At 72.5% G+C, this 13,139-nt stretch carries 14 protein-coding genes; 3 read left to right on the top strand and 11 right to left on the bottom strand.

Features of this window, described 5'->3' with window-relative positions:
- Positions 1–7: 7 nt before the first annotated feature.
- Genes IE329_RS29970 through IE329_RS29945 form a run of 6 tightly spaced genes read right to left on the bottom strand, consistent with a single transcriptional unit; the run spans position 8 to position 6,869 of the window.
- Positions 8–1,315 (bottom strand): thymidine phosphorylase, encoded by a 1,308-nt coding sequence (locus tag IE329_RS29970; protein WP_190214135.1) that lies wholly within the window; start codon positions 1,313–1,315, stop codon positions 8–10.
- Complete coding sequence (locus IE329_RS29965) at positions 1,312–2,598, bottom strand: PLP-dependent aminotransferase family protein (RefSeq protein WP_190214134.1); 1,287 nt, start codon at positions 2,596–2,598, stop codon at positions 1,312–1,314. The genes IE329_RS29970 and IE329_RS29965 overlap by 4 nt, the downstream gene beginning before the upstream one ends.
- Positions 2,595–3,485: a TauD/TfdA family dioxygenase gene (locus tag IE329_RS29960; protein WP_190214133.1), complete on the bottom strand. Its 891-nt coding sequence runs from the start codon at positions 3,483–3,485 to the stop codon at positions 2,595–2,597. The genes IE329_RS29965 and IE329_RS29960 overlap by 4 nt, the downstream gene beginning before the upstream one ends.
- Positions 3,486–3,520: 35 nt before the next feature.
- Positions 3,521–4,780 carry a glycosyltransferase family protein gene (locus IE329_RS29955; RefSeq protein WP_190214132.1) on the bottom strand — a complete coding sequence of 420 codons (1,260 nt, stop codon included), beginning with the start codon at positions 4,778–4,780 and terminating at the stop codon, positions 3,521–3,523.
- Positions 4,771–5,523 (bottom strand): NTP transferase domain-containing protein, encoded by a 753-nt coding sequence (locus IE329_RS29950; protein ID WP_190214131.1) that lies wholly within the window; start codon positions 5,521–5,523, stop codon positions 4,771–4,773. The genes IE329_RS29955 and IE329_RS29950 overlap by 10 nt, the downstream gene beginning before the upstream one ends.
- Complete coding sequence (locus IE329_RS29945) at positions 5,520–6,869, bottom strand: aminotransferase family protein (RefSeq protein ID WP_229927882.1); 1,350 nt, start codon at positions 6,867–6,869, stop codon at positions 5,520–5,522. The genes IE329_RS29950 and IE329_RS29945 overlap by 4 nt, the downstream gene beginning before the upstream one ends.
- 542 nt (positions 6,870–7,411) lie before the next feature.
- Here IE329_RS29945 and IE329_RS29940 point away from each other — a divergent pair.
- Complete coding sequence (locus tag IE329_RS29940; RefSeq protein WP_190214130.1) at positions 7,412–8,446, top strand: hypothetical protein; 1,035 nt, start codon at positions 7,412–7,414, stop codon at positions 8,444–8,446.
- Between the two features lie 6 nt (positions 8,447–8,452).
- On the opposite strand, the gene IE329_RS42095 is transcribed toward IE329_RS29940, so the two are convergent.
- The 3 genes from IE329_RS42095 to IE329_RS42090 all read right to left on the bottom strand — a co-directional run bounded on the left by IE329_RS42095 (position 8,453) and on the right by IE329_RS42090 (position 10,524).
- A complete protein-coding gene (locus IE329_RS42095; RefSeq protein ID WP_373311342.1) occupies positions 8,453–9,106 on the bottom strand; it encodes an STAS domain-containing protein in 654 nt (217 codons plus the stop codon).
- A 268-nt stretch (positions 9,107–9,374) separates the two neighbouring features.
- On the bottom strand, positions 9,375–9,866 hold the full coding sequence (locus IE329_RS29930) for a hypothetical protein (RefSeq protein WP_190214128.1): 492 nt from the start codon (positions 9,864–9,866) through the stop codon (positions 9,375–9,377).
- Positions 9,867–10,161: 295 nt separating this feature from the next.
- On the bottom strand, positions 10,162–10,524 hold the full coding sequence (locus IE329_RS42090; RefSeq protein WP_373311340.1) for a DEAD/DEAH box helicase family protein: 363 nt from the start codon (positions 10,522–10,524) through the stop codon (positions 10,162–10,164).
- On the opposite strand from IE329_RS42090, the gene IE329_RS29925 reads away from it, so the two are divergent.
- Positions 10,464–11,105: a hypothetical protein gene (locus IE329_RS29925; protein ID WP_190214127.1), complete on the top strand. Its 642-nt coding sequence runs from the start codon at positions 10,464–10,466 to the stop codon at positions 11,103–11,105. The two genes, IE329_RS42090 and IE329_RS29925, sit on opposite strands and share 61 nt — an antisense overlap.
- A gap of 482 nt (positions 11,106–11,587) precedes the next feature.
- On the opposite strand, the gene IE329_RS29920 is transcribed toward IE329_RS29925, so the two are convergent.
- The gene (locus IE329_RS29920; RefSeq protein ID WP_229927881.1) at positions 11,588–11,986 is read right to left on the bottom strand and encodes a hypothetical protein; all 399 of its coding nucleotides are present in this window, start codon (positions 11,984–11,986) and stop codon (positions 11,588–11,590) included.
- A 390-nt stretch (positions 11,987–12,376) separates the two neighbouring features.
- On the opposite strand from IE329_RS29920, the gene IE329_RS29915 reads away from it, so the two are divergent.
- Positions 12,377–12,583 (top strand): hypothetical protein, encoded by a 207-nt coding sequence (locus tag IE329_RS29915; RefSeq protein WP_190214125.1) that lies wholly within the window; start codon positions 12,377–12,379, stop codon positions 12,581–12,583.
- Positions 12,584–12,663: 80 nt separating this feature from the next.
- Here IE329_RS29915 and IE329_RS29910 read toward each other — a convergent pair whose 3' ends face one another.
- Positions 12,664–13,020, bottom strand: coding sequence for a YaaC family protein (locus IE329_RS29910; protein WP_190214124.1), 357 nt, complete (start codon positions 13,018–13,020; stop codon positions 12,664–12,666).
- Positions 13,021–13,139 lie beyond the last annotated feature (119 nt).

Here is a 13,139-nt window from a genome sequence, read left to right as displayed (position 1 = left end):
GGTCGGGTCAGATGGTGTGGTGGATCAGCGGCGGCGCGGTGGCGGGGCCGTCGGCGACGGTGAAAGCCGCGGCGGTGCGCTGCAGCAGCGCCGCCTGGTCGTGGGTGGTGCGCAGGTGCAGTTCGGCGACGGGCTCGTCGGCCCGGACCGGGTCGCCGACCCGCCGGTGCAGCTGGATGCCGACGGCCGGGTCGATGGGACTGTCGGCCCGGGCACGGCCGGCGCCCAGCTCGGCGGCGATGCGGCCGAGTTCGTCGCCGTCGATGCGGTGGACGACCCCGCTCGCCGGGGCGGGGACGGCCAGGCGGACGTCTGCGGCGGGGAGCAGGGCGGGGTCGTCGATCTGCCGGACGTCACCGCCTAGGTGTTCGACCCAGCGGCGCAGCGCGGCCAGGGCGCTGCCGTCGGCGAGCGCGGTGTGCAGGCGGTGGCGGATCCGGTCGGCGGTGTGGTCGGGCCAGGCCTGGGCGGCGATGAGTTGGGCGAGGGCGAGGGTCAGGTCGGTGAGGCCGGGCACGTGCCGGCCGGACAGGGCGTGGACGGCTTCGGCGACTTCGAGGGTGTTGCCGATGGCGTGGCCGAGGGGCTGGCTCATGTCGCTGATGACCGCGCGGGTGGGCAGGCCGGCCCGGTTGCCGATGTCGACCATCAGGCGGGCGAGCTCCAGGGTGGCCGTGGGGTCGGTGAGGACGGCGCCGGGGCCGGTCTTCACGTCCAGGACGCAGGCGCTGGTTCCGGCGGCGAGCTTCTTCGACATGATCGAGGAGGCGATCAGGGGGATGGAGTCGACGGTGCCGGTGACGTCGCGCAGGGCGTAGAGGGCGCCGTCGCCGGGGGCGAGGTGGTCGGACTGGCCGGTCAGGCCGATGCCGGTGGCGGCCAGGGACTTGGTGAACTCGGCGGCGTCGGCGGGCAGGTGCAGGCCGCTGATCGACTCCAGCTTGTCGACGGTGCCGCCGTGGTGGCCGAGGGAGCGGCCGGTGAGCTTGCCGACGGGGATGCCGACGGCGGCCAGCAGCGGCACCAGGACCAGGGTGGTGTTGTCGCCGATGCCGCCGGTGGAGTGCTTGTCGGCGACGAACGGCGCCAGGTCGCGCAGGTTGAGCTGCTGGCCGGTGGCGGCGAGGACGCGGGTCAGGGTGACGGTGTCCTCGACGGCGAGGCCGTTGCAGGCCACGGCCATCAGCCAGGCGGCCAGTTGGTAGTCGGGGACGCTGCCGTCCAGGTAGTCGGCGATCAGGCCGGTGATGGCGGCCTCGCCGAGCGGCCGGCCGGTGCGGGCGGCGGTGATGCAGTCGAGGGCGGGTGCGCTCACGCGAAGCTCTCCTTAATGTGGGGGGCGACGTCGGGGTGGCGGTGGAGCTGCCACCGGCCGGCGCGGGCGGCGCGCAGGTCGGCGACGTCACCGGCGATGACGTCGGCCGGGCGGCGGTCGTGGACGGCGTCGGCGATCAGTGCGGCGACCTGGTCCATGTCCTGGACGGTGAGCCCGGCACCGACTGCTTCGGCGGTACCCAGGCGCAGCGCGGGGGTGGCGGCCAGGCCGGGCAGGTCGGAGAGCACGTTGGTGTGGATGCCGGCGGCGGTCAGGCGGCGGTGGGCCTCGCGGCCGTCGACACCGGCCGGGGCGGTGTTCAGCCACAGCTGGTGGGTGGCGGTGTAGCCGCGCTCCGCGGCCTCGGGGACCAGGTGGCGCTGGTGGAGGGCCTGGCCGAGGGCCTGCGCTGCGGCGATGGTGTCGGCGGCGTAGGCGGCGAGGAAGTCGGCCGCGGCCAGGCCGAGCGCGCAGGTCGGGGCGAGGTGGTGGTTGGAGACCATGTCGTACTGCGCGCGGTGGAGGGCGGTGGCGAGGTCGTCCCGATCGGTGGTGATCATGCCCTTCTGGGGGCCGGGGAAGGTCTTGTGGGTGGAGCCGCCGAAGCCGTGCGCGCCGGCGGCGAGCGGGTTGGGCAGGGCGCCGCCGAGGACGAGTCCGAGGGTGTGCGAGACGTCCGCGTACAGCACCGTGTGTTCGTCGGCGGCCCGGATCGCGGCGGCGACGGTGGCGACGTCGGCGGGGAACAGGACGTGCGACTGGTCGAGGTAGACCAGCCGCGGGTGCCGGTCGGCGACCAGGTGGTGGAGCAGCTCCGGGTCGAGGGTGTGCGGGTCGGGTCCGGTGGCCAGGTACGGGGTCAGGCCCAGGCGGCGGGTGAGGGAGGCGGTGGCGTAGTGGCCGCCCTGGTCGGGGTGGACGGTGAGGACCGGCGTGCCCGCTGCGCCGCCCCATGCGGACAGCACGAGGGTCATGGCGTGCAGGCCCGACAGCGGCCGGACGTTGACGTGGGCCGCTCCGGTGAGGTGGCGCAGCAGCGGCAGGGTGAGCCGGGTTTCCGCCTCGGAGGCGTCGCGGGCGGCCGGGAACGCCCAGCCGTCCGGGTCGCCGCTGGTGTTGAAGAAGTAGCGGCTGCCGGCGTCGCCGGCCAGTGCCCAGCGGGCGAGCGGGGAGGCGCTGTTCTCGGAGGGGATCATGTTGAGCGCGCGGGCGGAGCGGTGCTGCTGGCGGACCAGGGCGCCCGCGGCGGCGCCGGCCAGCGCGGCGGGGTCGGTGCTCCTCACGCGATGTTCTGGGTGAACAGGCCGCGCAGCATCCGGCGCGGGGTGGCGGGGTCGTCCTGGTAGGCGGTGCGGCCGTGGCACAGGCGGGAGTTGGCGAAGATGAGGCCCTGGCCGGCGGTGAGGGTGAGTTCGGCGGCGTACGGGGAGCCGGGCCGGGCCAGGGCGTCCATCGCCTCCAGGGCGCGTTCCAGGGCGGCGTCCTGGCCGGGGGCGAGGTTCCAGGCATCGTTGCCGTCGCGGCTGTAGCGGGCGAGGAGCTGGCCGTCGACGACGGCGAACGCCGGTCCGGTGGTGCGGTCGGTGGAGTCGTTGACGTTGGCGGTGCGGGTGAGGACTCCGGCGCCCATCAGGGTCTCGGCGGCCTGCGGGTCCTCGCCGGCGAGGTGCCAGAACGCGGCGGTGGAGTTGAACAGGGTGGAGATGCCGCCCTTGGCGGCGGGGCGGGCGCACAGCAGTACGGAGGTGCGCACGGTGCCGATCGGCTGGAGCAGGCCGTCGACGTGCAGGCCCTGGCCGTTGGCGGAGACGGCCGGGTGGGCGACGCCGTCGGCGGTGGCGGTCAGGGTGGAGACGCCGCTGTGGGCGACGGTGACGGCGCCGGGCCGGCGGTAGATCGGCGGGACGAACGGGTCACCGAGACCGAGCCGGGCGGCGAGGAGGGTCAGGTGCTGCTCCGTCGGCTCCTCGGCGACGTCGATCACGGCGAACCCGGCCTCCCGGACGCGCTCGCCGAGCCGGACCGTCTCGGCCGCGGTGAGCCGGTAGGAGTCCAGGCGCAGCGGTGCGGGCAGGTCGGTGGGGAAGGCGGGCAGGCCGCGCCGGCCGGTGGAAGCGGTGGCGGCGAGGAAGGCGTCCAGCTGGCCGGACGCGAAGGCGACAGGGGACATGGTGGTCTCCGATTCGATCGGGTTCGAGGTGCTGGTCAGAGGAGTTGGAGCGGGGAGTGGGCGAGGGCGGGCCGGCGGGCGAGGATCTGCGCCACCGCCGCCTCGCGCTGGCGCCGGTCGGCCCGGGCGGCGGGGCGGTGGTCGGTCAGGACGCGCAGCAGGGGGCCGATGTTGGCCTCGATGCGGTGCAGGTGGCGTTCGCGTTCGATGGCGTGCAGGCAGGCGGTCAGCTGGTGGTCGTCGCGGGTGAGTGCGGCCATGGCGTCGGCGACCTGCCGCACGTCGCGGGTGTCGACGGCCAGGCCGATGCCCAGGCGGCGCATCCAGTCGCCGGACGCGCCGTGGGAGTCGACGACGACCGGGGTGCGGTAGAGCAGGGCGTCGCGCAGCCGCAGCCGGTGGCACAGCTCGTTCTCGACGCCGGGCCGCCCCAGGCAGATCAGGGCGTGGGTGGCGAGCATCAGGGAGTCGCGGTCGCTGTGACGCAGCGGGCCGGGGTGCAGCAGCACCAGGTCCTGGAGGCTGTACTCCTCGATGGCGCGGTGCAGGCGGGCAGCCTCGAAGGTCTCCTGGTCGGGCGGCGGCGCGTAGAGGAAGCGGGTGCGCACGTCCAGGCCCTCGTCGCGCAGCAGGGCGGTGGCCTGGCAGACGGCCTCGGTGTCGTAGAAGTCCCAGATCCCGCCGGACCAGCAGAACTCGACCGGGCGGGCGGTGATCGGGGTGGTGGCCAGGACGGCGTCGGCGCGGGCGCCGAACCCGATCGGCAGGAGGGAGACGAGGTGGTCCAGGGTGCGGGAGCGGGTGTGCTGGGCGGGGGTGAGGCGCCCGAGGGCGGCCAGCGTGGCGTACAGGGCGGCGCGCTCGACGTCGGAGCGGGCCAGGAGGTGGTCGGCGGTGACGACCTGCAGCAGGTACTGGTCCATCACCTCCTGGTAGGCGTCGGCGGGGTCGGGGGCGTTGCGCAGCCGGTCGTAGTCGAGCTGCTCGATGGGCACGCCGGTCTCGGCGATCAGCAGGCGGCCGGTGGTGTGGGCGTGGAGGATGATGGGGGTGTCGGCCTCGGCGCCGGTCATGACGGCGTCGCTGGTCTCGACGACGGTGCGCCAGGTGTCCTCGTCGTAGACGGTGACCTGCACCCTGCCGTGGCTCCAGGCGGTGTCGGTGCCGGGCGGCCCGACGAGGGTGACGTCGATGCCGGCGTCGGCGAGCGCGCAGGCCAGCTCCCAGAAGCGCAGGCCGATCCCGCCGATGCTCTCGCCCACGGGGTAGGGGCCGGTGAATGCGGTCAGTCGCACGGGGTGTCCTTCCAGTGGTGGGCGTAGGCGGGCCAGGTGCCCAGGTCGGTGAACGGCGGGCAGTCGAGGACGGGGGCGCCGGCCAGCGGGCCGGTGCGGAAGTCGTTCTCGGTCAGGCGGTGTTCGGTGGCGGCGTGCAGCTGCTCCAGCACCGCGTGGGCGGCAGTCGGCTGGAAGCCGAAGCCGAACCACACCCGGTCGAACCCTTCGGTGTGGCCGGGGCCGGGCTTGTCGGCCAGGCCGGTCAGCCGCCGCGCACCGTTTGGGCTGTCCTCCCCCGGCGTGGTGGCCAGCGCCCCGTCGACGGCGATCCGCCGCGGGTCGCTCTCGGGCGCGGCGAGGAAGCACGCCTGGTGGCCGGCCAGCGCGGCGAGGGCGGCGTCCAGCAGGCCGGGCGCCGGGTGGGCGAGCACCTGGTCGGGCAGCAGCACCAGCACCGGGCCCGGGCACCAGGGCAGGGCCGAGCGGATCGCCCCGGCCAGTTCCGGCAGCGCCGGATCCTGCCCGACGACGGCGACCGGCGCAGCGCAGCGCCCGCGCACGTATCGGGCGGTGGCCTCGCGGCCGGGGCCGGTGACCAGCAGCAGCCGCAGGTCGGCGGCGGCGGCTTCGTCGACGAGTTGCAGCGCGGAGTCGATCGCCAGCCGGCCGGGGCCGGAGGGGATCAGTTCCTTCGGGAAGGGCAGGCCGAGGCGGCGGCCCTTCCCGGCGCAGGGCACCACGACGGTGGGCGGCGCGCTCACCGGTTCCCGTCCAGGGCGAGGGCGGCGCGCTCCAGGCAGTCGGCGATCCGCTCGGCCTGCTCGTCGGTGAGCACCAGCGGCGGGGCGAGGGTGACGGCCGCGCCCTGCAGCCGGGCCAGTACTCCGTCGTCGGCCATCGCCTCGTCCACCAGGGCGGCCTGCTCAACGGTGTCGAACTCGACCGCGAGCAGGAGACCGGCGCCGCGTACGTCGTGCACCGCGGGCAGGGAGCGCAGTTTGGCGAGGCGCTGCAGCAGCTGCGCGCCGGTGCGGGCGGCGCCCGCGACCAGGCCCTCGCGCTCGACGGCGTCCAGGACGGCCAGCGCCCCGGCGCAGGCGGTGGCGTGCCCGCCGGTGGTGAAGCCGTGCCGCAGGCCGCCCATCAGCGGATCCGCGGCGAACGCCTCGTAGACGCTCTGGCGGACGGTGACCGAGGAGACGGTGGCGTAGGCGGCGCCCAGTCCCTTGCACAGGGTCACGATGTCCGGGGAGATGCCGTGGTGCTGGTAGCCGAACCACGTCCCGGTGCGCCCGATGCCGGTCATCACCTCGTCCAGGACCAGGAGCACGCCGTACTCGTCGCACAGCTCGCGGACCCGGCGCAGGTAGCCGGCCGGCAGCGGCCACACCCCGGCCACGCCGAGGACCGGCTCCAGGACGATCGCGGCCACCGTCTCGGGCCCGGCCGCCAGCAGTGCCTGCTCGATCGCCTCCGGCCCGGGAGGCGTGCAGGTGCGATGCGGGCGGCGGGCCGCGCACTCTGCACAGCGCGGCGCGGGGGCGTGGACGAACCCGGCGGGCAGCGGATGGTTGCCGGCCCGCGCTGCGGGGATCTGCGACATCGCCGCGGTGGCCAGGGTGGAGCCGTGGTAGCCGTCGGCCAGCGTGAGGATGGTGCGCCGGCCGGCCTCGCCGCGCAGTGCGTGGAACTGCCGGGCGACCTTCACCGCGGTCTCGTTCGCCTCGGACCCGGAGTGGCAGAAGAACGTCCGCGACAGCTCCGCCTCCCCCGTCAGGCCGGCGATCCGCCGCGCGAGTTCGATGGCGGGCACCGTCGCGGCCTGGGTCAGGGTGTAGGTCGCCAGCTGCAGGGCCTGGGCGTGCATGGCTTCGGCGACGTCGGTGCGGCCGTAGCCGAGCGTGGCGTTGAACATCCCCGCGCGGGCGTCGAGGAAGGTGCGGCCATCCGCCGTGGTCACCTCGCAGCCCCGGCCGCCGGTCACCACCATGCCCCCGCGGCCCGCTGTTCCGGACGGCGACCACGAGTGCCACAGGAAGTGCTCATCGTCGGCGAGCAGCCGCGCCACGTCGGTGCCGTTGTTGTGAGGCAAGGTCTGAGTACTCATCGGCTTCTCCTGCGGGTGTCTGGGCCGTCGGCCAGATGGGCACGCTCGGGCATGTCCGTTCACGTTGAGTGATCGTCGGGACGGGGTGCAGCTGCGCACCCGAGGTCGGAGCCGCGGGCGTGCGATCGGCGCTGAGAGCCGGCCGGGAAGGGCCGGAAGGTGCCGCGCCGGCCAGGCCGCCGGGGCGGTCGGCTCCGTACGGCCGGATCGGTGCGCGGGGGTGCGGGGGCGGCCGGGAGAGGTCAACCCGGCTGCCCAGGGGGGTACGCGGCGGCTCCCCGGCCGGCCCGGGAAGCACGGATTACTACCGGCACACATCGGTGACGGGCCGTCAGGACGTCGGTACTCTGAGCAAGTACGGCCGTGTGGACGGACGCCCGGACCTTGAGGTGACCAGGTGCCGCGTCCCTGTGTGAGCCATTCAAGCCGGACGGCCAGAGGTGCTGTAACCCCACCGTGGGGCCCCCACCGTGGGGTCCCACCCGGGGGTGCACCGGATGGCCGCGACCCTTGGGGGACCTGACGTGCCTGACCGCCCAGGAATGCTCGCCCTGCCCACCGGACTCCTCGACGACCCCGTGGTGGTGAAGGCCCTGCGGACCCGGAACTTCACCGTCGTCTTCACGGCCCTCAAAGCGGCGGGCCCCAGCTACCACCAGATCGCCGAAGCGTGTGCCATGAAGTCCGAGCGGGTATCACTCGTAGCCCGCGGAGAAGCCACCGTCACCTCGTTCGAGGCAGTCGAGAGGATCGCGGACGGCCTGGGAATCCCCGGTGGATTCCTCGGTCTGGCTCCGCGCCCCTGGGAGAAGTCCACCCCAACCGGTTCTACGGAGCAGCCTCATGAACCCTCGACAGGTGACCTCGTGAAGCGGCGGAGGGCCCTGAAGGTCCTCATCGCCGGCGGCCTGACCACCACCGCGCTCGGCCAACTCGCCGGTGAGCGCCACACCCTGGACGCCGCCCTGGCCGGCCACCCCACACCGACCGACCTCGACTACTGGGAGCAGGTCGCCGACACCTACGCCCTCGGCTACGGCGGCCAGCCCCCTGCCGCACGCCTGGCAGAGATCGCCGCCGACGTCGTCGAGCTGCGCACCCTTCTGGGCCGGCCCCAGACCGCGGCGGACCGCGGCCGGCTGTGCCGCACGGTCGGCCAGCTCTCCGGTATGGCGGCGATCGTCCTCCACGACCTCGGCGAGGCGCAGGAGGCAAGGGGATGGTTCCACTCGGCCCGGCTGGCCGCGAACGAGTCCGGAGACCGGCAGGTACTCGCGTGGATCTGCGCCCGGGAAGCCATGACACCGCTGACCTACGGGGTACCGCGGGAAGCGGTACGCCTCGCCGACCGGCCCTGGACGCAGCGGGCTCCTCCCCGTCGGCCGCAGGCGCTCTGGCCGCGGCGGTGTCCGCCCGGGCCCACGCGGTCTGCGGCAACACCGAAGCCGCCCGCGAAGCCCTGGCCCGGGCACAGACGATCGCCGAGCACCTCGACTCGGAAGGCACCGCCGACACATGGTTCGGACTGCCGGAACAAAAACTCCAGCTCCACCTGTCGCACGCCTTCACCCGGCTAGGGGACATCACCCACGCCCGCACCGCCCAAGAACGCGCCCTGAAACTCTCCGGGCCGGGCAGCTACCAGGCCCGGACCCTGATGCACATGGACGCGGCGCTCTGCGACCACTACGCCGGCAATACCTCCCAGGGCTGCACACGGGCCGTGGACGCACTGATCGCGCTCCCCTCCGACCAACGCACGGGACTCGTACGCTCACGGGCAACGGATCTCCTACGGGCGATTCCCCCCGGCCACGACCGTGAGCGCGCCGTCGCCGATCTCCGGGACATCCTCCGAGCATGACCAGGGCCACCGGCCCCGCGAAGTCCTGGTCCGCCCGGCCGGGACGGCCGAGGACCGCGGCTCGGAGCGCCGGCGAAGGATCCGGCCGCGTCTGTGGTGGCGGCCGGTGTCGGCGGGTCAGCCGGTGCGGGTGTGCGGCACGGGGGGCGGAGACGACTTGATCGACGGGGAGGACCCGGTCGACTCCGGTCATCTCCAGCACTCGCGCCACGTTGTCGGTCGGACGGGCGAGGTGGACCGGCGTGTCCTGGCGCTCGGCGTCGAGGCGGGCCTGCAGCAGGGCGTTGAGGCCGGAGGAGTCGCAGAAGGTGACGGCCCGAAGGTCGACGACCAGCATCGCCGGGGCGGGGCGCGCCGCCAGGGCGCGGTGCAGGACGGAGCCTGCCTACCGGGCCCGCGTGGGCCGCGGGGCCGCGGGCGCAGCAGAGGCCCCCGTGGCGTTTCCACTTCTGGCACGCCAAGCCCGCAAGGGGCAGCTGGACGACCCCTGGTGGGAAATGCGCCTACTCCACGCCAAGCAATGGCCCGCCCGCAGCTCAAATTAGCCCGGCAAGTACCCGTCGACGGGTACCGAGACCAACAGGCCAAGGTACCCGCCGCGCATTACTGGATGCTGCCAGGCCCGACAGTTCCCCGAACCGTCACTGGTCGTTGCGGAACCATATACTCCAGGGTTCGCAGACACCCTGGATGCAGTGCTTGATTGCTAGCCTGCTTCCCTTTCCCCCGAGCTTGTTGGTAGTGGAGTCCTCGTAGAAGTCCTTGTTGCAGACGCCGTATAGGTCCGTCCCCAGGTCATTGAAGCACTCACCATACCGATACAGATTCCAGTTCCCGTTTTTGTCTTTCAGCTCGTTCTTCCACTGAACGGACATTCGGCGAATGTTCCCGTTTGCATCGGAAGCCCCGGTCCGGACTTGCAGAACGTCGCCGTACTTCTGGAAGCATGAAAATCCGCCGTCGGTGTAGCCAGAAAGACTCACGACGTCGCAGAAAACCGGAGCCGACGAGGTCGCGAAATCTTCCTCCCACGTTATGGCTACACGGGCCTGCGCAGGACTCGGTAGAGCGAGAGCACCTGTAATTACGAAGGCCGCAGCACCGAGAGCGCGCAATTTGTTTGACTTCCGCATCTCATCTCCTCGCTCGAATTCTCGGAGAATGACACCAGCCGGATCGTTACATGAGCCGAGCTAGCATCTTGGAAAATTTGACTCTGCCATACTGGCTGCGTTGATCAGCAGCTGGTTTTGCGTCACGGGTGACCGAGATGTTTGTGTGCCCATCGGACTCGTGGGGCCACGGTGAACAGAGTTCTTTATACTCTCTGTGACCTGAGGCTTCGCCGCCGCATTATGCACAGCTGATGTGTTCTCAACTGGCTAGACGTGCTGTTCGGTCAGGTGTGGCCGGTTACGGCGGTTGCTCTCACGCCGTACGGCAGCTCGGAGTCGACCAGAGAGCAGATGGCGTGCATGTCCCAGAGCGCCCGGCCGCCCGCCACGAGCCGATCATCTGCACCAGCAGGTCCAGCGTCGGCAGCACGACCAGGACCACCAGTTTCTGGCCCGCTACGGCCCCGACGTAGGACTTCCCGGAGCCGGTGGCCATCTGCACCGTTACCCGCAGCTGTTCGGAGTCGAGTGCCCGGGACGGGGCGTGAGGCCCCGCACGATGGCCTCCGGTTCCTCCTCCTGGTGCCCGCGCATACCCGACTGGGAGGAGCCCAGATGGCCGGCACCGAGCAGGCTTACGCAGATGCGCCCGACACCCACACCGAGGTCCAGGCACTGATCACCCTGGGGCTGTCCGAGGCCCGCGCCGGGCGCCGACCGGACCGGAGCCGGGAGTGGGTGCTGCGCCAGGCCGCCCACGCCGACCGCGCCGCGCTCGACGTCGAGGCCGGCTCCCTGGCCGACGGCCTCTACCCCGGCGACCAGGACGCCAGCTTCCTCGCCCAGGACGTCCTCTGCGGCGCCGGCGAGGCCGCCCTGGAACTGCTCCGGCTCGACCGGGAGCACGGCGCCGCCGGAGCGGCCTCGCACTCGCCCGAGTGGGACGGCGAGCGGGGCGCGCGCGCCTACGTCCGCATCCAGTACGCGGTGTGGCGCCGCCGGCAGCTGGCCCGCCTGGACGCCGAAGTCCCCCGGCTGACGACGGAGATGACCGCGGTCGCGGACCTCGCCACCGTGCACGCCCACGCCGCGCGCCGCAGCGCTCCCTACCCGCCCGAGGACGTCCTGGACCTCGCCCGCCGCAGGGTCCGGGCCTACCAGGCCGGCATCGACCTCGGCCTGCCCGACCTCGTCACCGACCTGCACCACGCCCAGAAGGAACTCGACGAACTGCACTACCCCCACCTGCGGCCATGACGCGGCGCGCCCGCCCGGCCCGGGGAAGTCTCCCTCGCTCCCGGGCCCGGGCAGCACGAAGGGCCGCGACCGCACCCGGCCGCGACCCCTCGCATCATCGAGAACAGCCCCGGGCCTCACGACCCGGGGCCGCGCCACGGCCGGATCGGGGGCCGGGGACGCTCTCGGTACCCACCCCACCGTAGACGCGCACCGCAGACCCCGCCCGCCCTCACGGCCATCCGTGCGACCACCAGGAACAGAGGGAGGCCCCGGACGCTCCCGCGGCAATGCCGTTGCTTTAGGGACTCCCCAGTAGCCGAGACTCCGAGGAGCGTCCAAACACGGACGCTCCTCGGAGTCTCGGCCTCGTTTCAGTTGTCAGTGGCTTCATAGGTGAGAAGCGAGAGCGCCCCGCCACGCGACACATCGATGTCGCCGAGTTCTGACAGCGCTCCGGGCCTTGCCTCAGCCGCGTGAATGTTCCGCTCGCCATTGCTGGTTCACCGGCGCCGGAACAGGCCCCGGGTCTTCCTGGTCTGGGCGGGTTCAAGGAGCCTTCCGATGGCCTCCAGGAAGAGATCTGGCATCGGTTCGGGGCCTTGGCCGAGGTTGTGGTGCCCCTCGCTCGACCACTCGCCCAGGACGGTGCCTGACGTTCCGTCGATCGGGCTGACCGAGTACTCCAAGGTGAGGAACCGGCAGGTGCTGACGCCCCGGGGAAGCACGACAGCGGCGAAGTACGCCTCGGCGGAAGCGGCTGGCGCCGGGAGGGTGACCAGGAGAAGCCGATGGCCGGCGTGATCGAGGATGCGGCCCGACAGGCCATCGCTCGGCAGCCGGTCTTCGAGTGGCAAGGACTCGCCGAAACCGTTCCACATCGCGACCAGGGACTGCTGCACGCCGTGAGCCGGGGGTGTGTCGAGCATCCTCGGCCCGAAGTCCAGCGCAGCTCCGGCCAGCACCCTGTGGGCGAAACGGTAGTGGTGAACCCGGCTCTCAGTCATACGTCCCCCCAGACGGTCCCGGCGGGACCAACAGCCCAACCTACCCGCCCTTGCCTGTGGCGCTTCCAGTACCCCTAACCTCAGCCGGGCGCCCGGCCCCCCGCGAAAATCCACGCTCGCCCAACGCGCCAGGCAGGGTTAAAGCAACGGCATTGCGCTCCCGCGGTCCGGGACCTCGGATGAACGGCTCCACCGGAACACGGCAGCCATCCCGCAGGGACTCCTACCCGATCGGCCGTGGACGTACCGTTGTGCTGGGCAGACGCCCCAGACGAGGTGATCGTCATGCAGCAGCCCACCGGGAGCGGCGAGCCGGTGCCGTACATGACCTGCGCCAAGTACGGGCGACCGGCGCCCTGGAACCCCACGGCCTTCTGCTGCTGGGCGTGCTTCGACGCCCGCCCCCGCGACCCCGGCACAGCCCCGCTCGCACTGGCCTACCTCCTCGGCCTCGGCCCACCCACCCCCATCCGGCACAACCCCAACCCCTGAGGCGGGAGCCAGCCGGGCCGCCGTGGTCGTGGTCCCCGGGGCGAACCGCCGAGGCCGTACTCGCCAGGGCCGGCGACGGTTCAGACCGCCACCGTGGCGATGGTCTCCTCCACCAGGCGGGGCAGGACCCGGATGGCTTCGGTGAGGAGCTTCTCGATGGGGACAGCGTGGGGGCTGCCGTCGACGTTGATGTGCTGTGCCCAATCGGACGGCTGGTAGCGGCAGAGGTTGGACAGTCCGTGCACGACGGCCCACCACGCCATCAAGGGGTGCAGACCGCGCACCGATCCCCCGACCGCAGGAACGAAGTACCAATCACCGTCATAGGGACGGGTGAGGGTCTTCAGATGGCCGAGACGTTCGGGGAAGCGGGCGGGCTGTCCGTCCGCCAGGCGCGCGGCATCGGTCAGGTTGGTCAGCAGCTGGTGCGTGTCCACGAGCTCTGCGCTCTCGGCACCGTCAAGACCATCCCGGCGTACCGGCACGGATGTGGCAGAGGCCGATCCGACGCCACCAGTGGACAATCCGATCCGCCGAGTTCTCGCTTGTCGGTCCC

Source organism: Kitasatospora indigofera, assembly GCF_014655955.1.
Classification (GTDB): Bacteria; Actinomycetota; Actinomycetes; order Streptomycetales; family Streptomycetaceae; genus Kitasatospora; species Kitasatospora indigofera.
Note: the sequence above shows the minus strand (reverse complement) of the source record. Positions and strands in the feature narration are given on the sequence as shown.